Here is a 17,371-nt window from a genome sequence, read left to right on the forward strand (position 1 = left end):
TCACGTGCGACGCGATGCCACCGACAACCGCGACAAGCTGATCAGGGCGGCCGAGCACGTATTCGCCGAATACGGGCCCGCGGCCACCCTCGACGACATCGCCCGCGCCGCCGGGGTGGGTCCGGCGACCCTCTACCGCCGGTTCGCCAACAAGGAGGCCCTGGTTCAGGAGGTGCTCGGTGGATTCTTCCAGCGGCTCATCGAGGTCGCCGATACCGCCGCCGCTGCCGCGCCGGAGCAGGGCGTGGAGCTGTTCCTGCGCACCGTTGGCGTCGAACTGGCCGAGAAGGCCGGATTGTCCGCGCCGGTGTGGGGTGACCTCGCCCCGCGGGAACTCGTGGCCGAGTTGCGCCGCCGGTCGACGGATCTGCTCACCCGCGCTCAGCGCGCCGGCGCTGTCCGCGCCGACCTGACCCCTGACGACATCACCATCGCGGTGTGGGCACTGCGCGGGGTCATCCAGTCCGAACGGATCGACCCGGCCCACCGCGGGCGGCAACGCTGGCAGCGCCACCTGGACACCATCATGCGCGGGTTCAGCCCCGCCGCCGGCGCAGCGCGGCCGCCCGGATCGTGAGGTGATCGCGTTCGGGCACATTGTCCGCCTCGGCCGCGGCTTGCACGTAAAGTTCAGCGGCCGTTGCCGTTTCACCGGCCCGTTCGTGCAGGTACGCCGCCGCCGCGGTGTACCTCGGTAGCGCGGGATCCAATGCCGCCAGTGCGGCCAACCCGGCCCGCGGCCCGTCGGCCTCACCCAAGGCCACGGTCCGGTTCAGTCGCACCACCGGGCTGTCGGTGAGGTGCACCAATTCGTCGTACCACTCGACGATCTGCACCCAGTCGGTCTGCTCGGCCGTCTCGGCGTCGGCGTGCAGGGCGGCAATGGCGGCCTGAGCCTGATACTCCCCCAAGCGATCCCGCGCCAGGGCGGCCTGCAGGATATCGATGCCTTCGGTGATCAGGTCCCGCCGCCACAGCGTGCGATCCTGTTCGGCCAGTGGCACCAGGGCGCCGTCGGGCCGGGTGCGTGCCGGACGCCTGGCGTGATGTAACAGGACCAGGGCCAGTAACCCGGCGGCCTCCTCGTCGGGTGTCGCGGCGACCAACTGCCTGGCCAGTCGGATGGCCTCCTCCGCCAGATCCACCTCCCCGTTGTAGCCCTCGTTGAACACGAGGTACACCACCTTGAGCACGGTGTGCAGGTCGCCGGGGCAGTCCAGCCGGGTAGCGCTGACGGTGCGCTTGGCGCGGCTGATGCGTTGCGCCATGGTCGCTTCCGGGACCAGATAGGCCTGGGCGATCTGCCGGGTGGTCAGCCCGCCCACCGCCCGCAGGGTGAGCGCGACCGCCGAAGCGGGCGACAGCCGCGGATGCGCGCACAGAAAATACAGCGCCAGCGTGTCGTCCACGTCGACGGCCGGTCCGGGCGACGGTTGTTCTGCGACAAGGAGTTCGCGCCGAAGCCGGGCGGCGTCGGAGCGAGTGAGGTCGACGAATCGGCGCCACGCGGTGGTGATCAGCCAGGCCTTCGGGTCAGCAGGCGGTTGCGCCGGCCAGGTCTGCAGAGCCCGGATCAGTGCTTCCTGCACCGCGTCCTCGGCGGTGCCGAAATCCGCTCCCCGGCGCACCAGCGCGGCCAGCACGCCGGGGATCAGCTCACGCAGTTGGGCGGCGTCCACCATGCGCGACGGCTACTCCGCGGCGCAGGGGGTGTGGTTCAGCAGCGGCCGCAGCTCCAGCCATTCATGGATGGGCTCCCCACCGGCGCCGGGCGCCGCCGACAGCTCCCCGGCCAATTCGAGCGCCCGCTCGTAACTGTCGACGTCGATCATCATCCAGCCGGCGATGAGGTCCTTGGTCTCGGCGAACGGGCCGTCGGTGACGGGTGGCTTACCGGCCCCGTCCGAGCGCACCCAGGTGCCGCCGGGCGCCAACGCCTGACTGTCGACGTACTCACCGCTGGCCTGCAGCCGGGCCGCAAAATCGTTCATGTACGTGATATGCGCCTCGACCTCGGCCGGCTCCCAACGATCCATCGGCACGTCGTTGACCGCCGCCGGCGCCCCGCGGTAATGCTTCAGCAGCAGGTACTTGGCCATCAGTTTCTCCCTTCAGGTGTGCGACCCTAGCGGTCGCTCTCTACCGGGACGGTGCCGTCGCGCCGATTTCGACATCGGCGACCGCGGCCGCGATGACCAGTTCGGCCGCCGCGTCGACGCGGGATCGTTCACCAGTCACCAGCGCGTCCTGACACAGCCCCCGCAGCCCGCTGACCACCAACGTCGCCCGCACCCGTGCGTCCGCCGGCGAACAACCCAGTCCCGTCAGCGCCTCGGCGATGGGATCGATCATCACGGTCACCGCGGTATGGGCATACGGCTGATACCTGGCCGGATCGGTGGTGGCCAGGCTCAGCACCTGGAACAGCATGGTGATCTTGCGTCGCTGCGCACCGCGGCTGATGGCGTCCCACAGCGTCCGTGACGCCAGCACAAAGTCCGCCTCCGTGCGGACTCCGGCGAACATCTCACCGACGTTCGGCCGGCTCGCGTGCAGCGCCTGGGCGAGCAGTTCTTCGCGGTCGCCGAAGTAGTACAGCAGCATGCGTTTACTCGTGCCCAAGGCCTCGGCCATCGGAGCCAGCGACATGTCGGCGACGCCGTGCTCCTCGAGATAGGCGATGACCTGGCCCAACAGTTCCGCGCGCTTGCCGGTGTCGACTGTGCGGGCCATCACTTGAATGTATCGGTCGGTACAAGTATCGTCAATAATGTGCCGATCGGTACATTTATTCTGACTCAGGAGGTCCCCTCATGACGCAGCTCCGCGTCGCGATAGCGGGTGCCGGAATCGGCGGGTTGACCGCCGCCATCGCGCTGCGCGCGCACGGCATCGACGTCCGCGTCTTCGAACAGGCCCGGGAATTGAAGGCCCTCGGCGCCGGCGTCGCGATCGCCCCCAATGGTTCTCGGGTGCTCAGCCGCCTGGGGCTGGGCGAAGCACTCACCGCCGTCGCCGGCCCGATCACCCAGTACGCGTTCCGCACCGCCGACGGCACCCCCATCGCGGGCGAACCGTCGACGCTGTCGTTCGGAGATCCCAGCCGCACGTGGTGCCTGCATCGCGGCGAGTTTCAGCGCGTGCTCGCCGACGCGCTACCGCCCGGCACCGTGCAGTTCGGACGCTCGGTGGTCAGCGCGGTCGAGGGGCCCGAAGGCGTGGCGATCCGGTTCGCCGACGGCAGCACCGCCGAAGCCGATCTGCTGATCGGTGCCGACGGTATTCATTCCAAGATCCGCGGCATGCTGGGCACGCCGGCCGCGCCGGTGAGTGAAGGGGTGATGGCCTACCGCGGGCTGATTCCCGCAGAACGTGTGCCAACCGGGGTCGACATGCGCACCAGCGCCATGTGGCTGGGGCCGCAGCGCAGTTTCCTGGTGTACCCGGTGTCGGCGGGAGCGGTGCTGAATGTGGTGGCGTTCTCGCCGACCAATCTCGACGTGCTCGAATCCTGGACGGCGCCAGGCGATGTCGGCGAGCTGGCTGCCGCGTATGCGGGTTGGGACCAGCGCGTGCTCGACATCATCGCTGCGATGGACGGGACGTTCCGCTGGGGCATCTACGACCGTGAGCCGCTGGATCGGTGGTCCGGCGAACGGATCACCCTGCTCGGCGATTCGGCGCACGCGGTCACCCCTCACCTCGGGCAAGGGGCCAACCAGGCCGTCGAAGACGCCATCACCTTGGCCGTGTTGCTACGCGACTGCGATCGCGCGAAGATGACCGAGCGGCTCCGGCTGTACCAGGAGCTGCGGCACGACCGCACCCGGCTGGTGCGCGACGGCGCCCGACGGGCCGGTGCGACCTACCGCGCCAACGACATGGCGCCCGCGGACCGGGCCGACCGGATCGCGGCCATCCTCGCCGGTGTCGCTATCGACACCTACGACGCCGAGGCCGTCGCCGAACAGCGGCTGCACCTGGCAGTCCAGCACTGAGGGCGCTCAGCCCCGGAACTGCGCCACCCGGGCCGCATAGTCGTCGAGCAGGCGCAGCGAGTCGTCGCGAGATTTGGTGGGCAACAGCAGGTTCGCTTGGCCGAAGCCGAGGTCCTGCAGTGCGCCCCAGTAGTCGAGGTCGATCGGCACGCCGAACGTGCTCAACGGCACGTCGTGGCCGGCACCGGCACGGAGCTGTTCGACGCGCCGGGTCAGCCGGTCCACCGGCAGCGGATTGGAGATCCACCCCGCCTGGTGCTTGATCACCCGCTTCACCGTCGCATCGGAGTCGCCGCCGATGAGGACGGGCGGGTGTGGGGTCTGCACCGGCTTGGGCCGCAGATACGACGCGTCGAAGTCGACGTAGGTGCCGTGGTACTCAGCCGGTTCAGTGGTCCAGAGCGCCTTGATAGCCTCGATGCGCTCGTCGAGCAGCGCGCCGCGGGTCTTCGGGTCGGTGCCGTGGTGACGCAGTTCTTCGATGTTCCAGCCGGCCCCGACTCCGAGCACAAAGCGGCCGCCCGAGATCAGGTCGATGCTCGCGGCTTCCTTTGCGGTGATGATCGGATCGCGTTGGATGAGCAGAGCGATGCCGGTGATCAGCTCGATCTTCGAGGTGACGGCCGCGGCCGCGGCGAGTGTGACGAACGGGTCAAGGGTGCGGTAGTAGATGCGCGGCAAGTCACCGCCGAGCGGGTACGCCGACTCCCGGCTGGCCGGGATGTGCGTGTGCTCGGCGACCGCCAACGCCTCGAAACCCCGCTCCTCGATCGCCCGTGCCAGTGTCACCGTGTCGATGGTGTCGTCGTTCACGAACGTCGAGATGCCGAATTTCATGTGCGTCCCCAGTTGTCGTCGTTGTCGTCGCGGTGCGATACCCGACCATGTCGCCCAACTATGGCCTATCCGGCGCTATTCCCGGAAGTGCGCGGCCTACCCACAAAAGAGGGACACCCACTGTGGGTGCCCCTCCTCGTCGGGTCGAGCGACGGCCGACCTCTATCGGCCGACCTATCGGCCGTTGCCCACGATCGAGGTCACCGCACCGGTGGTGGCACGCTGCTGGTTGTCGTGCACCCACTCGTGATGGGCGATATCGGCCTGCGCGGGAGCGGCCAGCCCGACCACCATCGCGGCGAACGCCGTGGCGATGACTCCGGTGAATCCAAACTTCTTCATTTTCAAGCCCTTTCGTGCGAGCCTCGGACGGTTCCTGGCTTTCACAACGCGGGGCGGGCCTGCGTAATTCCAATGGCAGGAATTGACCGCCGTTTGGCAGCACATCGCCCGGGTACCCGGTCGTCGACCGAGGCGGGCGCGCCGAGCGCCACCCGAGCCGGATTATCTCGGCGCTGGAACGGGAAACCGGTCGGGCATAGGAAAGGAAGTGATGCAATGCCCAACGAATTGCACGGCCGCAAGATCGCCATCCTCGCCGCCGACGGCGTCGAGAAGGTGGAACTGGAGGTGCCTCGGGCGGCCGTCACGGATGCCGGCGGCCGCGCCGAACTGCTGTCGCTCGAATCCGGTGAGATCCAGGCCCGCAACCACGATCTGGAGCCGGCCGGGACATTTCCGGTGGACGGCACGGTCGCCGACGCGGCCGTCGACGACTATGACGCGCTGATCCTGCCCGGCGGCACCGTCAACCCGGACAAGTTGCGACTGGACTCCGCGGCGGTGGCATTCGTGCGGAGTTTTGTGCAGTCGGGCAAGCCGGTGGCCGCGATCTGCCATGGACCGTGGACATTGGTGGAGGCCGACGTCGTCCGGGATCGGACCCTGACGTCGTACCCGAGCATCCGGACCGATCTGCGCAACGCGGGTGCGACCGTCGTCGATCAGTCCGTGTGCATCGACGGCAACTTGATCACCAGCCGCTCACCGGACGACCTGCCCGCGTTCTGCCAGGCGATCACCGATCAATTCGCGACGATGACGGCGCACACCTAAAGCGATTTCTCGAAGGCGTGGGCGCCGACTTGCTCGGGCGGTAGCGACGGATCGTAAAGCGGCCGATACCCGGCGGACAGATAGAGGCCGACGGCTTCGGGTTGACGAGGGCCGGTGGTGAGGCAGATGGTGCGGTAGCCACGTTCGCGAGCGATGCGCTCCAGCTCGGCGACCACCAACTTGCCGTAGCCACGACCGCGATGCGCCGAAGCAGTCCAGATCCGTTTGAGCTCGGCGGTGTGGGCGTCGTACCGCCGGAACGCTCCGCCGGCGACGGGCACACCGCCGGATACGCCGACGATCAGCACCCCGCCCGGTGGGGCGAATTCGTGCGCCGGATAGGCCCGCATGTCGGCGTACTCGGTGCCGCTGAGGTCCCCGTAGCGCGCCGTGTATTCCCGGCCGAGTTCGTCGAGCAGGGGTGCCGCCAGCGGGTCGCTCTGCGCCACGGCAATGAATTCGACGGTCCCGCCTTGTTCCACGGTGCTGTTATACAAGGCGGTCGCTCCCGGCCGGCAGACAAGCCGGGCATGCGGCAAGGGGCGCCCCGGGTGGGGCGCCCCTTGCCGCATCTGCGATTCGATCAACGGCCGTTGCCGAAGACGGACGTCACCTGACCAGTGGTGGCGTGCTGCTGGATATCGTTCACCCATTCGTGGTGGGTGATATCGGCCTGGGCGGGTGCTGCCAAGGCCACGACGGCGGCGGCGAATCCGGGGGCGATGATGCTGGCGAAACCGAACTTCTTCATTTCTGGGCCCTTCTGGCTGGTGGTCTACTGCCTTCTGCCAGCCATAACGCGCTGGTCAGCGGGGTAATTCCGGTGGCAGTAATTGACCGCCGATTGGCAGGAATCGGCGGTACCGGGGGCACCGTCGGTCGCATTGCCAGGCAACCTCAAGCAAATCCGGGAATTATCCGGATCGTTATCGACGTTTACCCCAATTGTCACACGGGTATCTTTGGTAACAGCACCGGGAAACGGTGCACCCGTCCACGAGAAAGAGCCGAATGGGTCATCGCAATGAACACCGTCCTTTATTTCAGCGTCAATGGCGCCGTATATGAAACCCGGGCCTACACCCAGGCCGATATCACCGAGCTCGTTAACCACCAGGGGCTGCAAAGCCTGAGCAGCGGCGACCGGCAGTTCGACTTCTGGTTCAGCCCGACAGCACGCCGGTGCCAGCGCGGGGTCAACCGTCGCGCCACCGAATTACTCTTGGCAACAACATCTTTCGACGCAAAGACGGTCCCGCTGTTACGCGGCAGCATCGTGGTGGCCACTCACGATGCCGACGGTGACCTCGACGGTCTGAGTTGGGAGCAGCTCGAACAGCTGGCCCGCAAGAACCGCAGTGTGAGCGCCAGGGATAAGCGCATCCTGAGTCGCCGTATCGCGCGCGACCGAAACCGCCTGCGCCGCGCCGGCACCACCGCCGCCGACCAGCGCACACCCGCACCGCAGGCCACGTCCAGCCACGCAGGGTGATCGGCGCGGTGTGACCCCGCGGCCGGTGTCAGGGGGCGTCTCCCCGGGTATGGATCGGTGATGCGAGCGGAAACCACCGGCCGCCCGGCAGGGCCATCAGGCCGCCCGGCAGGGCCATCGGACGGAGCCACGGCGGAGGCTGACGGCAGACAACGCAACCTCATCTTCCTGGCGGTCGTGCTGGGGATGCTGCTGGCCGCGCTGGACCAGACCATCGTCGCCACGGCGCTACCCACCGTCGTCGCCGACCTCGGTGGTGCCGGCCACCACGCGTGGGTGGTCACCAGTTACCTGCTGGCCTCGACCATCGTCACCGCGGTGGTCGGCAAGTTGGGCGACATCTTCGGTCGCAAGAAGGTGTTCCAGGTCGCCGTGCTGTTGTTCCTGGCCGGCTCGGTGCTCTGCGGTCTGGCGCAATCGATGGGGATGCTGGTCGCCTCCCGGGCGTTGCAGGGTCTGGGCGGAGGTGCCATCACGGTGACGGCGGTGGCGGTCATCGGCGAGGTCATCCCGCTGCGGGATCGCGGCCGCTATCAGGGCGCCCTGGGCGCGGTGTTCGGTGTCACCACCGTTGTCGGCCCGCTGCTGGGCGGTCTGTTCACCGATCATCTGTCGTGGCGGTGGGCGTTCTGGGTCAACGTCCCGGTGGCCGTCGTGGTCATCGCGATCGCCGCTGTGGCGATCCCCGAGCTGAACCGCACCGCGCGGCCGGTGCTGGACTATGCCGGCATCGTGCTCATCGGTATCGGCGCCGCCGGGTTGACGTTGGCGACCAGTTGGGGCGGCACCACCTATCCGTGGGGGTCGCCGGCCATCATCGCGCTGTTCGTCGGTTCGACAGCAGCGCTGGTCGCGTTCGTCGCCGCCGAACGCCGGGCCGCCGAACCGATCCTGCCCATCCGGCTGTTCGCGAATCCGGTATTCACGGTGTGCTGCGTGCTCTCCTTCGTGGTGGGGTTCGCGATGTTGGGGGCCCTCACGTTCCTGCCGACCTACATGCAGTTCGTCGACGGTGTGTCCGCCACGATGTCCGGGTTGCGGACGCTGCCGATGGTCGCCGGCCTACTCGTCACCTCGTTGGGCAGCGGCGTGCTCGTCGGCCGGACCGGACGGTACAAGATCTTCCCGATCGCCGGAACCGCGATCATGGCGCTGGGCTTCGTCCTGCTGTCCCGGATGGGGCCCGACACCTCGACGCTCGTGCAGTCGCTGTATCTGCTGGTGCTCGGTGTCGGGATCGGGCTGAGCATGCAGGTACTCATCCTGGTTGTGCAGAACACGGTGGACTTCACCGATCTCGGCGTGGCGACCTCGGGAGTCACGTTCTTCCGGACCATCGGCAGCTCGTTCGGAGCGGCGATCTTCGGCTCCATGTTCGCCAACTTCCTGGACGCCAGGCTGCCGGCGGCCATGGCGCGCAGCGGTGCACCGCCGGAGGCCGCCACCGCGCCCCAAGTGCTGCACCATCTTTCGCACGATATCGCCGCACCGATCATCGACGCCTACGCCGATTCGCTGAGCCGGGTGTTCCTGTACGCGGCGCCGTTCGCCCTCGTCGGGTTCGTGCTGGCGCTCTTCCTCAAACAGGTTCCGCTGCGCGACACGGCGGCCAGCGGCAGCACCGACCTCGGCGAGGGGTTCGGCATGCCCACCATCGAACCGCCCGAGAAACTACTCGAAGTCGCCATCGGCCGACTCCTGCACCGCAGTCAGGGTGTCGATCTGGAGGCCCTGGCGCATTCGCCGCGCAGTCACGTGGACACCGCGGCGCTGTGGGCGCTGATCCAGATCTACCGGCACGCCGCGGTGACCGGGACCGCGGACCTGCTCGACATCGCCGACGAGCGCCGGGTGCCGCGCCAGATCCTGGAGCCCACGTTCGGCCGTCTGGTCGCCACCGGCTACGCCATCCGCGCCGGCAACGCGTTCACCCTCACCCCGGCCGGAGCCGCCGAGATCAACACGGCCCGCGACCTGATCTCCGGTTGGATCACCGAAACCCTGGCCCACTCCTCGGAATTCGAGGGCCGACCGGATCGGATGCAGGTGCAGGGGGCGCTGGACCGAATCGCCCGCGGCGTCCTGCTGGAGCGCGACGCCGCGACGGACGAGACCCGCCCGCTCAAAATCGGTGCGGGCCACCGGCGCTCGGGACCCCCGGTAGAGCCGCCCACCCGGCCCTTCCGAGCTTCCCGAGCGGGGCGCTCAAGCTGATCAGCGGCCCGCCGCTCAAGCTGATCAGCGGCCCGCCGCTGAAGCTGATCAGCGGCCCGCCGCTGAAAAATCAACCGCGACTGCGGATCACGCGTTCGGCGATGTCCACCACCCGCGCATTCCCCTCCTGCGACAGCCGCCGGATCATGTCGAAGGCCCGCATATCGTCGACGTCGTAGCGCTCCATGATGATGCCCTTGGCCTGGCCGATACGATCGCGGCTGGCCAACGCCGACTGCAGCTGCTCGCCCTGGCGGTGGGCCAGGATGGCGGCGGCCGCATGCGCGGCCAGCACGCTGCCGGTGGTGCGGGCATCCTCGTCCCACTCGTGTGGCTCGAACCCGAAGAGGTTCAACGCACCGGCGGTCCGTTCGGCGGTGTAGAGCCGGAACGACAGCCCGCTGAGCACCCCGACTTTCACCGACGCCGCCGAATACGCCGGCCATCGGGTCTCGGTACGGAAATCGTCGGTGCGCACCATGACGTCCTCCACGGCCGCGGCCAGGCACGGGCCTTCGTCGAACAGCCGCTGCAGCTGGTCGAGCTCGTGGGGCAGATCCGTCGTGGCCGCGTGCGATTCGAAGTTTCCGCCCGCGGTGATCAGCAGGATGCCGGCGGTGTCGACCCCCGGAATCAGCTCCACCGCCGCGGCGGTCACATGGGACAGGATCTCCGCGGTGCTGGTCGGGACCGCGACTGCGCGAGCCAGCTCACCCATGCGGGTAGCCAACGCTCGGCCGTTCAGGTCGGACATGTCTGGCAGGGTGCCCGGGGGCGCCGAGAACCAAACGATGCGTTTGACCGGCGCCCTGCCGGGTAGGTGCACAGGCATGTCGAACGGCCTGTTGGCGGCGGCCAGCCGGCTGATCGTCCGGCCCTTCGGCGGGAGAAAGGGTGTGTCCATGCCTGACGACGAAGTCGACAGTGCGCTGACCGTCAAACGGGATACCACCGCCCCGCGCAGTCGGGTATGGGAGGTGATCGCCGACGGTTGGACCTACTCGCAATGGGTGGTCGGCAACAGCCGGATGCGGGCCGTGGCTCCGGCGTGGCCGGCCATCGGCAGCACCATCGAACACTCGATCGGGGTGTGGCCACTGTTGCTCGACGACATCACGATGGTGCAGGACTGTCGGCCGCTGGAGGAGCTGGTGTTGCTGGCCAAGGGCAGACCGATGGGCAAGGCGCGGATCACCTTGCGGCTGTTCGACATCGACGGCGGCTGCCGGATCGAGATGGCCGAGGTGCCGGTCGGGGCTCCCATGGGTTGGGTGCCGCACCGGTTGGCGCTGCTGGCCGTCGTGCCCCGCAACCGGGAATGCACCCGGCGCCTGGCTGTCCTCGCCGAACGCCGCACGCCCGACGCTACGGAGTAGCAGCGTCACTTGGTCGTCGTATGGCTGGCGCGCTGCGCCTGCCGCTTACGCTTCTCCGCCTCGGCGAGCTCTTCAACCTGATCGGCCGTGGCCCGTGTCGCTTCGGCCGCGGCGCGGTCCTCGCGCGACTCCTTCAGCGCGGCAGCGGTTTCGGCGGCAACCTCACGTTCCGCAGCGGCGATGCGGTCGAGCTCGGCATCCTTGGCCGCTTCGACCGACTCGGTACGCCGGGCCGCGGCCTGGTCGGCCTGCCGCTTCGCCGCGGCACCTCGCGTGCGGGCGGTGCGCTCGGCCTCGCGTTCGCGCCGTTCCTCGGTGGCATGGGCGTCCTCGACGGCGGACCGCTCCGCGGCCAGCGCGTCGGACTGGTGCTCGGCTGCCTGATCCAACGTGGCTTTCAGCTTGGCATCGGCCTGCTGGCGTTCGGCGGACGCCGATGCCCGCAACGTCGCGGCGCGACCCAGGTCGCTGCTGCGTTCGGCGAGCGCAGCGCCCCGACGGCGCAGATCCGGGTCACCGAGCGCACCACCCACCGTGGCGTCGAGGACGCCGAGCGATCGCTCGAACACCAGCCGGACCGGGGCATCATCGGGCATTCGGGCCAACACCCGTTGCTCGATAAGCGTCAACGGGAACCGCACCAGCTGATATTCCAGTCGCAGCACGGTACGGGGCAGGTCGGTCACGTTCATGGTCGAATCCTTCGGTTGGTAGTGGTGTTTCAGGGCAGGTCCGCGCGGTCGGTCAGCTTCTCGGCACGGCGCTGGAGGCGATCGGCCTCGGCCTGCTCGGCCGCGGCCTGACGAACGGCGTCGCGGTGCTCGTCGACGGCCTCGGCGGCATCGGTCGACGCGCCCAGAATCTCGCGTCGTTCCTGCGCCTTTGCCTGCGCCACATCGCGTTCGGCAGCGTGGCGGGCGGCTTCCTTATCCCGTTCGGCCTGCAGGCGTACGGCCTCCTCGGCGACCTGTCCCTGCTGGTCCCGCTGCTCGTGCACGACACCCTCGGCGGTGGTCGCCGCCTGTTGCACCGCGCTGCGCTCGGCTGCGGCGTGGCGGCCGGCTTGGGCGGCCTCGGTGCGGGCAGCTTGCGCCTGTGCATCGGCGACGGCTTCGACGGCGTTGGCCTCCTTGCGTTTCCGGACCTCGGCCTGCTCGAGCTGACCCTCCGCGGTCAACGAATCGTTGCCGGTCACCGCGCCGGCGATCTCCTTGGCCTTACCTTTGACCGAGTCGACCAGCCCCTTGCGAGCCTCGTCGGCTTTGCTGTGCCTGCTCATCACTTTCCCTCTCGTCGGGTCAGCCAGCAGGATGCACACTTGCGCCGGATCTGAAACCCGGGGTGGTGCCGATCACCGATTCGGTTGGCGTTTCTTATGTTTCATCGCGGCACGAAGTGCGCCGCCCAGTACGGCGCGGGCGACCCAGAGTCCGACAATGCTGATCGGATGGTGGTCGAACTGACGTGATACCGATCTCGGTGAACGGGTTGTGCATCCTCCGGTGCAACCCTGGAGCTACCCGGTCTCGCCACGGCGAAACGCGAGCGCTTATCCGCCGGGCGCGGGGGGTATGCCGCGGGGATGACATCCGAGACCGTCGAGGATTCCGGCCGCACGCTGCCGGCCACCAAACTCCGGCGCAGCATCACCGGCCCGCTGCTGTTCCTGTTCATCCTCGGCGACGTGCTCGGCGCCGGCGTGTACGCGTTGATGGGCGTGCTGTCGGAGAAGGTCGGCGGGGCACTGTGGGCCCCGTTGCTGGGCGCACTCGTGCTGGCCCTGCTGACCGCAGGCTCCTACGCCGAACTGGTCACCAAATATCCGAAAGCCGGCGGTGCCGCCGTCTTCGCCGAACGGGCCTTCGGACGGCCGCTGCTGTCCTTCCTCGTCGGCTTCTGCATGCTCGCGGCCGGCGTCACCAGTGCCGCCGGCTTGGCGCTGGCGTTCGCCGGGGATTACCTGCGCACCTTCATCGACGTCCCCAGCGTGCCGGCCGCCATCGTGTTCCTGCTGCTGATCGCCGCGCTCAACGCACGTGGCATCAGCGAATCGGTCAAGAGCAACGTCGCGATGACCGCGGTGGAACTCAGCGGCCTGCTCATCGTGGTCATCGCCGGCGCGGTGGCACTCGGCGGCGGTCACGGCGACGCCGAGCGGCTGTCCCAGTTCCCCGAAGGAACCACGCCGGCGCTGGCCATCCTGAGCGGGGCCATCATCGCCTACTACTCGTTCGTCGGGTTCGAGACGTCGGCGAACGTCGCCGAGGAGATCCGTAATCCGGCCAAGGTGTATCCGTCGGCCCTGTTCGGTGCGCTGATCACCGCCGGGGTGGTGTACGTGCTGGTCGGCATGGCCGCCGCGGCCGTGCTCGCCCCGGACCGGCTGGCCGGGTCGACCGGCCCGTTGCTCGACGTCGTCGCGGCGTCCGGGCTCGGCGTCCCTGACCGCGTGTTCAGCGCGATCGCACTGGTGGCAGTCGCCAACGGTGCCCTGCTGACCATGATCATGGCCAGCAGGCTGGCTTTCGGGATGGGCGAGCACGGCCTGCTGCCGACGGTCCTGGCCCGGGTACTGCCCGAGCGCCGCACGCCGTGGGTGGCCATCCTGGCCACCACCGGGGTGGCCGTCGGGCTCACCGCCGTCGGGAAACTGGCCACCCTCGCCGAGACGGTCGTCCTGCTGCTGTTGTTCGTCTTCATCTCCACCAACGTCGCGGTGCTGGTGTTGCGCCGGGACAGGGTGGCCCACACCCACTTCCGGGTGTGGACGCCGGTCCCGGTACTCGGGGTGGCGTCCTGCGTGCTGCTGATGTGCCGGCAGAGCGCCCAGGTATGGCTGTTCGCCGGGCTGCTGGTGGCAGTCGGCGCGGCGCTGTTCCAGCTCGCCCGTACCCGGCGCGGTGTGACCGGGTCGACCCATCCACCGCAGCCGCGGTGACGAATCGCTCGGTGCGCAATGGTGAGAACCGCGATGACGTGCAGGAACTGGTGGTGCTGCTCGCCGAGGACGGCCGCCCGATCGGTACCGCCCCCAAAGACCAGGTACACCACGCGGACACGCCCCTGCATCTGGCCTTCTCCTGTTACCTGTTCGACGACGCCGGAGCGGTGCTGCTGACCCGGCGAGCGCTGCACAAGCGAACGTTCCCGGGCATCTGGACCAACTCGTGTTGCGGGCATCCGGCCCCTGGTGAGGATCCCGAGGCGGCGGTGCGCCGCCGGGTGCGCGAGGAGTTGGGTCTGGAGATTGCCGACCTTCGCTGTGCGCTGCCCGATTTCCGCTACCGGGCCACCGCCTCGGACGGCGTCGTGGAGAACGAGATATGTCCGGTCTACGTCGGCCGGGCGGCGGGACCGGTACAGCCGGACCCCGCCGAGGTGATGGAGCACGTCTGGGCCCAATGGCACGAGCTGCGCGTCGCCGCCCGGCTACCGTGGGCCATCAGCCCGTGGGCGGCCGCCCAGATCCCGCTGCTGGACTCCCTGCACCTGGTGGCGTTTCGCTGACTCCGCGCGGGGGTACCCCGCACGCGGCGATGCCGTGCGATGCCGGACATCGACCGCGGGGTCAGGGGGCCGAACGTGAGTGCTTGCCGGGCGGCGCTGTGACTCCAGCCACATTCGTCGGTCCTCACCCATCCGTCCGCGGATCCGCGTCGAATCCCTGACCGCACCACGGATACGAGGAGCGCGTTGGCCGAGCACAGGCACCCCACCATGGTTGACACCCTGCCGGAGACCCCGGCCGGGGATTCGTCGTGTGATTGGCGTGCGTCGGTGTGCGCCCAGCTGCGCGCCGAACTGGCCGACTTCCTGTCCCGGCACTCCACCGAACAACTGCGGGGCGCCCACGTCGACATCGCCGCCGACGTGCTGCGCACCCTCACCCACGGCGGGAAGTTCGTCCGGAGCACCTTCATGTATCTGGGCTGGACGTGCGGCGCCGCCGGTTGGGCACCATCGGCTCCCGCGGTGCGCGCGTGCGCCAGCCTGGAGCTGCTGCACGCGTTCGCGCTGCTCCAGGACGATGTCATGGACTCCGCACAGCTGCGGCGCGGGCACCCCGCCGCCCACGTGGCCTTCAGCCGCTGGCACCGCGAACGCGGGCTGAGCGGCGAGTCCGACAGGTTCGGCGAATCGGCCGCGGTATTGCTCGGGGATCTGTGCCTGGTGTGGGCCGAGCAGATGTTGCGGACCAGCGGCCTCGACCGCGACGCGCTCGGCCGAGTCTGGCCACGGTACGACATGATGCGCACCGAACTCGCGGTCGGACAGTTCGCCGATCTGGTCAACGACTCCTGCGCCCTGCCGTCGCTGGACGATGTGCTCGACGTGCTCCGGCGCAAATCCGGCAACTACACGGTGCGCCGTCCGCTGGAGCTCGGCGCCGCAATGGCCGGCTGCGGGCCCGGCGTCATCGAAGCCCTCGGCGACTACGGCGGCGCGATCGGCGAGGCCTTTCAGCTACGCGACGACGTTCTCGGGGTGGCCGGCAGCGTCACCGAGACCGGCAAGCCGACACACACCGACCTGGCCGACCGCAAGGCCACCAGTGTGGTGGTCGCCGCCCACCTGCTTGCCGAGCCGGCGGTGCGCCGCGAACTCACCGACCTGATGACCGCCCACCGGCTGGAGCCCGGCGACATCGACCGGTGGCGCACGCTGATCCACGCCAGCGGCGCGCTGGAATGGATCGAGAACTTGATCGCCGAACGGCTGCGGCACGCACTGCGTTGCCTGGACCGACCGGACATTCCGCACGGCGCACGTTCTGCACTGACCGATATGGCCACGTTCTGCACGGAAAGGCTTGCCTGATGCGTTCTGTGAAGGGTCGCACCGATCACGTCGTCATCGTCGGCGCCGGATTGTCCGGGCTGTCGGCGGCCCTGCACCTGGCCGGCCGCGGCCGTCGGGTCACCGTGCTCGAGCGGGACGCAGCCCCTGGCGGCCGGATGGGCCGCGGGGATATCGCCGGGTACTCCATCGATACCGGGCCGACCGTGTTGACGATGCCCGAGATCATCGACGAAGCCCTTGGCGCGGTGGGTGATTCACTATCGGCGCGGGTGGACCTCGCGCCCCTGCATCCGGCCTACCACGCGCGGTTCGCCGACGGCAGCCAGCTGACGGTGCACACCGAAGCCGAGGCGATGGCGGCCGAGATCGAGCGCCTCGCCGGCCCGGACGAGGCCGCGGGCTATGTGCGGATGCGCGCGTGGCTGACGGCGTTGTACAAGGCCGAGTTCGACGGTTTCATCTCGGCCAACTTCGACTCACCGCTGTCGCTGCTGACACCCCAATTGGCCCGGCTCGCCGCACTGGGCGGGTTCCGGCGGTGGGAACGCATGATCCGCCGATATCTCAAGGACGAGCGGCTGCTGCGGGTCTTCACTTTCCAGGCGCTCTACGCCGGCGTACCGCCGCACAGCGCGCTGGCCGCCTACGCGGTGATCGCCTATATGGACACCGTGGCCGGGGTGTTCTTCCCGCGCGGCGGCATGCGGGCGATTCCCGATGCGATGGCAGCAGCGGCCGCGGCCGCGGGGGTCGAATTCCGCTACGGCGTCGAGGTCAATCGGCTCGAACGCAGCGGGTCCCGCGTCACCGCGGTGCTCACCGACGACGACACCCGGGTGGCCGCCGACGCCGTGGTGCTGACCACCGAACTACCCACCACCTACCATCTGCTGGGCCGCAGCCCGCGGCGGCTGACGGCGTTGCAGCCCGCCCCATCGGCGGTGGTCGCCCACGTCGGGTGCCGGGCCGCAGCACCGGAGGTGGGCCACCACACCATCGTGTTCGGCGACGCCTGGCAGCAGACATTCGACGAGATCATCAACCAGGGCCGGGTGATGGGCGACCCGTCGCTGTTGGTCACCCGCCCGACGGCGAGCGACCCGACCCTGGCACCGCCCGGCCGGGACCTGCTCTATGTACTGGCTCCGGCACCCAACACCCAAGTGGGACATATCGATTGGGACGCCACATCGTCGGCGTACGTCGAGCACATGCTCGACACCGTCCGGGACCGGGTGCCCGGGCTTGGGGCAGACGCCGAGATCCTCGACGTTGTCAGCCCCGCCGACTGGGCGCGCCGCGGCATGCTGGCCGGCACACCGTTCGCGCTGGCGCACACCTTCGGTCAGACCGGGCCGTTCCGGCCGGCCAACACGGTGCGCGGGATCGACAACGTGGTCCTCGCCGGGTCGTCGACCGTTCCCGGGGTCGGTGTCCCCACCGCCGTGATCTCCGGTCGCCTTGCCGCCGACCGGATCACCGGTGTGACGGTGTCGTCCACGCCGCGTGGCGACAGTTCGATGAGCGGGGTTCGATGA

Annotated in this window: 20 protein-coding genes; 10 read left to right on the plus strand and 10 right to left on the minus strand. The window is 68.9% G+C overall.

The window, feature by feature from the left end:
* Positions 1-4 precede the first annotated feature (4 nt).
* Positions 5-577, plus strand: a complete 573-nt coding sequence (locus SBI67_RS13650; RefSeq protein ID WP_318981056.1) for a TetR/AcrR family transcriptional regulator — start codon at positions 5-7, stop codon at positions 575-577.
* Here SBI67_RS13650 and SBI67_RS13655 read toward each other — a convergent pair.
* Genes SBI67_RS13655 through SBI67_RS13665 form a run of 3 tightly spaced genes read right to left on the minus strand, consistent with a single transcriptional unit; the run spans position 537 to position 2,733 of the window.
* A complete protein-coding gene (locus SBI67_RS13655; RefSeq protein ID WP_318981057.1) occupies positions 537-1,682 on the minus strand; it encodes an RNA polymerase sigma factor in 1,146 nt (381 codons plus the stop codon). The two genes, SBI67_RS13650 and SBI67_RS13655, sit on opposite strands and share 41 nt — an antisense overlap.
* A 9-nt stretch (positions 1,683-1,691) precedes the next feature.
* Positions 1,692-2,099, minus strand: coding sequence for a YciI family protein (locus SBI67_RS13660; protein WP_318981058.1), 408 nt, complete (start codon positions 2,097-2,099; stop codon positions 1,692-1,694).
* A 40-nt stretch (positions 2,100-2,139) separates the two neighbouring features.
* A complete protein-coding gene (locus tag SBI67_RS13665) occupies positions 2,140-2,733 on the minus strand; it encodes a TetR/AcrR family transcriptional regulator (RefSeq protein WP_318981059.1) in 594 nt (197 codons plus the stop codon).
* An 80-nt stretch (positions 2,734-2,813) separates the two neighbouring features.
* Here SBI67_RS13665 and SBI67_RS13670 point away from each other — a divergent pair, with 80 nt between their 5' ends.
* Positions 2,814-3,998, plus strand: coding sequence for an FAD-dependent monooxygenase (locus SBI67_RS13670; protein ID WP_318981060.1), 1,185 nt, complete (start codon positions 2,814-2,816; stop codon positions 3,996-3,998).
* A 6-nt stretch (positions 3,999-4,004) separates the two neighbouring features.
* Here the strand turns inward: SBI67_RS13670 and SBI67_RS13675 are convergent, their stop codons facing one another.
* Together SBI67_RS13675 and SBI67_RS13680 are read right to left on the minus strand one after the other, a co-directional pair.
* Positions 4,005-4,835: an LLM class F420-dependent oxidoreductase gene (locus SBI67_RS13675; protein ID WP_318981061.1), complete on the minus strand. Its 831-nt coding sequence runs from the start codon at positions 4,833-4,835 to the stop codon at positions 4,005-4,007.
* A 174-nt stretch (positions 4,836-5,009) separates the two neighbouring features.
* Positions 5,010-5,177, minus strand: a complete 168-nt coding sequence (locus SBI67_RS13680; RefSeq protein WP_318981062.1) for a hypothetical protein — start codon at positions 5,175-5,177, stop codon at positions 5,010-5,012.
* 216 nt (positions 5,178-5,393) lie between these two features.
* Between SBI67_RS13680 and SBI67_RS13685 the strand changes: the two genes are divergently transcribed.
* Entirely contained in the window at positions 5,394-5,951 is a 558-nt protein-coding gene (locus tag SBI67_RS13685; RefSeq protein ID WP_318981063.1) for a type 1 glutamine amidotransferase domain-containing protein, read from the plus strand.
* On the opposite strand, the gene SBI67_RS13690 is transcribed toward SBI67_RS13685, so the two are convergent.
* Both SBI67_RS13690 and SBI67_RS13695 read right to left on the minus strand, forming a co-directional pair.
* The gene (locus SBI67_RS13690) at positions 5,948-6,433 is read right to left on the minus strand and encodes a GNAT family N-acetyltransferase (RefSeq protein WP_318981064.1); all 486 of its coding nucleotides are present in this window, start codon (positions 6,431-6,433) and stop codon (positions 5,948-5,950) included. The two genes, SBI67_RS13685 and SBI67_RS13690, sit on opposite strands and share 4 nt — an antisense overlap.
* A gap of 101 nt (positions 6,434-6,534) precedes the next feature.
* Entirely contained in the window at positions 6,535-6,702 is a 168-nt protein-coding gene (locus tag SBI67_RS13695) for a hypothetical protein (RefSeq protein WP_318981065.1), read from the minus strand.
* A 273-nt stretch (positions 6,703-6,975) separates the two neighbouring features.
* Here SBI67_RS13695 and SBI67_RS13700 point away from each other — a divergent pair, with 273 nt between their 5' ends.
* Together SBI67_RS13700 and SBI67_RS13705 are read left to right on the plus strand one after the other, a co-directional pair.
* Positions 6,976-7,443 carry a hypothetical protein gene (locus SBI67_RS13700; RefSeq protein WP_413232487.1) on the plus strand — a complete coding sequence of 156 codons (468 nt, stop codon included), beginning with the start codon at positions 6,976-6,978 and terminating at the stop codon, positions 7,441-7,443.
* 60 nt (positions 7,444-7,503) lie between these two features.
* On the plus strand, positions 7,504-9,657 hold the full coding sequence (locus SBI67_RS13705; RefSeq protein ID WP_318981066.1) for an MDR family MFS transporter: 2,154 nt from the start codon (positions 7,504-7,506) through the stop codon (positions 9,655-9,657).
* Between the two features lie 70 nt (positions 9,658-9,727).
* Here the strand turns inward: SBI67_RS13705 and SBI67_RS13710 are convergent, their stop codons facing one another.
* Positions 9,728-10,411, minus strand: a complete 684-nt coding sequence (locus SBI67_RS13710) for a GAF and ANTAR domain-containing protein (protein WP_318981067.1) — start codon at positions 10,409-10,411, stop codon at positions 9,728-9,730.
* 148 nt (positions 10,412-10,559) lie between these two features.
* Between SBI67_RS13710 and SBI67_RS13715 the strand changes: the two genes are divergently transcribed.
* Positions 10,560-11,033: an SRPBCC family protein gene (locus SBI67_RS13715; RefSeq protein ID WP_318981068.1), complete on the plus strand. Its 474-nt coding sequence runs from the start codon at positions 10,560-10,562 to the stop codon at positions 11,031-11,033.
* Positions 11,034-11,038: 5 nt separating this feature from the next.
* Here the strand turns inward: SBI67_RS13715 and SBI67_RS13720 are convergent, their stop codons facing one another.
* Together SBI67_RS13720 and SBI67_RS13725 are read right to left on the minus strand one after the other, a co-directional pair.
* Entirely contained in the window at positions 11,039-11,725 is a 687-nt protein-coding gene (locus tag SBI67_RS13720; protein ID WP_318981069.1) for an IF2 family translation initiation factor, read from the minus strand.
* 29 nt (positions 11,726-11,754) lie between these two features.
* Positions 11,755-12,312: a CsbD family protein gene (locus tag SBI67_RS13725; protein ID WP_318981070.1), complete on the minus strand. Its 558-nt coding sequence runs from the start codon at positions 12,310-12,312 to the stop codon at positions 11,755-11,757.
* 303 nt (positions 12,313-12,615) lie between these two features.
* Between SBI67_RS13725 and SBI67_RS13730 the strand changes: the two genes are divergently transcribed.
* From SBI67_RS13730 to crtI, 4 genes are all read left to right on the plus strand, one after another.
* The gene (locus SBI67_RS13730; protein ID WP_318981071.1) at positions 12,616-13,971 is read left to right on the plus strand and encodes an APC family permease; all 1,356 of its coding nucleotides are present in this window, start codon (positions 12,616-12,618) and stop codon (positions 13,969-13,971) included.
* Positions 13,968-14,540 carry an isopentenyl-diphosphate Delta-isomerase gene (gene idi / locus SBI67_RS13735; RefSeq protein ID WP_318981072.1) on the plus strand — a complete coding sequence of 191 codons (573 nt, stop codon included), beginning with the start codon at positions 13,968-13,970 and terminating at the stop codon, positions 14,538-14,540. The genes SBI67_RS13730 and idi overlap by 4 nt, the downstream gene beginning before the upstream one ends.
* Before the next feature lie 210 nt (positions 14,541-14,750).
* The gene (locus SBI67_RS13740; RefSeq protein WP_318981073.1) at positions 14,751-15,851 is read left to right on the plus strand and encodes a polyprenyl synthetase family protein; all 1,101 of its coding nucleotides are present in this window, start codon (positions 14,751-14,753) and stop codon (positions 15,849-15,851) included.
* Positions 15,851-17,371, plus strand: coding sequence for a phytoene desaturase family protein (crtI, locus tag SBI67_RS13745; protein ID WP_318981074.1), 1,521 nt, complete (start codon positions 15,851-15,853; stop codon positions 17,369-17,371). The genes SBI67_RS13740 and crtI overlap by 1 nt, the downstream gene beginning before the upstream one ends.

This window comes from Mycolicibacterium chengduense (assembly GCF_033741155.1).
Taxonomy (GTDB): domain Bacteria; phylum Actinomycetota; class Actinomycetes; order Mycobacteriales; family Mycobacteriaceae; genus Mycobacterium.

Excerpts from the sequence above, each read along its gene's own strand:
- SBI67_RS13655 (WP_318981057.1), bottom strand. The coding sequence starts at position 1,682 with ATGGTGGACGCCGCCCAACTGCGTGAGCTGATCCCCGGCGTGCTGGCC.
- SBI67_RS13710 (WP_318981067.1), bottom strand. The coding sequence starts at position 10,411 with ATGTCCGACCTGAACGGCCGAGCGTTGGCTACCCGCATGGGTGAGCTG.
- SBI67_RS13685 (WP_318981063.1), top strand. The coding sequence starts at position 5,394 with ATGCCCAACGAATTGCACGGCCGCAAGATCGCCATCCTCGCCGCCGAC.
- SBI67_RS13700 (WP_413232487.1), top strand. The coding sequence starts at position 6,976 with ATGAACACCGTCCTTTATTTCAGCGTCAATGGCGCCGTATATGAAACC.
- SBI67_RS13705 (WP_318981066.1), top strand. The coding sequence starts at position 7,504 with ATGCGAGCGGAAACCACCGGCCGCCCGGCAGGGCCATCAGGCCGCCCG.
- SBI67_RS13670 (WP_318981060.1), top strand. The coding sequence starts at position 2,814 with ATGACGCAGCTCCGCGTCGCGATAGCGGGTGCCGGAATCGGCGGGTTG.
- SBI67_RS13695 (WP_318981065.1), bottom strand. The coding sequence starts at position 6,702 with ATGAAGAAGTTCGGTTTCGCCAGCATCATCGCCCCCGGATTCGCCGCC.
- SBI67_RS13680 (WP_318981062.1), bottom strand. The coding sequence starts at position 5,177 with ATGAAGAAGTTTGGATTCACCGGAGTCATCGCCACGGCGTTCGCCGCG.
- SBI67_RS13675 (WP_318981061.1), bottom strand. The coding sequence starts at position 4,835 with ATGAAATTCGGCATCTCGACGTTCGTGAACGACGACACCATCGACACG.
- crtI (WP_318981074.1), top strand. The coding sequence starts at position 15,851 with ATGCGTTCTGTGAAGGGTCGCACCGATCACGTCGTCATCGTCGGCGCC.
- SBI67_RS13725 (WP_318981070.1), bottom strand. The coding sequence starts at position 12,312 with ATGAGCAGGCACAGCAAAGCCGACGAGGCTCGCAAGGGGCTGGTCGAC.
- SBI67_RS13740 (WP_318981073.1), top strand. The coding sequence starts at position 14,751 with ATGGTTGACACCCTGCCGGAGACCCCGGCCGGGGATTCGTCGTGTGAT.
- SBI67_RS13665 (WP_318981059.1), bottom strand. The coding sequence starts at position 2,733 with ATGGCCCGCACAGTCGACACCGGCAAGCGCGCGGAACTGTTGGGCCAG.
- SBI67_RS13730 (WP_318981071.1), top strand. The coding sequence starts at position 12,616 with ATGACATCCGAGACCGTCGAGGATTCCGGCCGCACGCTGCCGGCCACC.
- SBI67_RS13720 (WP_318981069.1), bottom strand. The coding sequence starts at position 11,725 with ATGAACGTGACCGACCTGCCCCGTACCGTGCTGCGACTGGAATATCAG.
- SBI67_RS13715 (WP_318981068.1), top strand. The coding sequence starts at position 10,560 with ATGCCTGACGACGAAGTCGACAGTGCGCTGACCGTCAAACGGGATACC.
- SBI67_RS13660 (WP_318981058.1), bottom strand. The coding sequence starts at position 2,099 with ATGGCCAAGTACCTGCTGCTGAAGCATTACCGCGGGGCGCCGGCGGCG.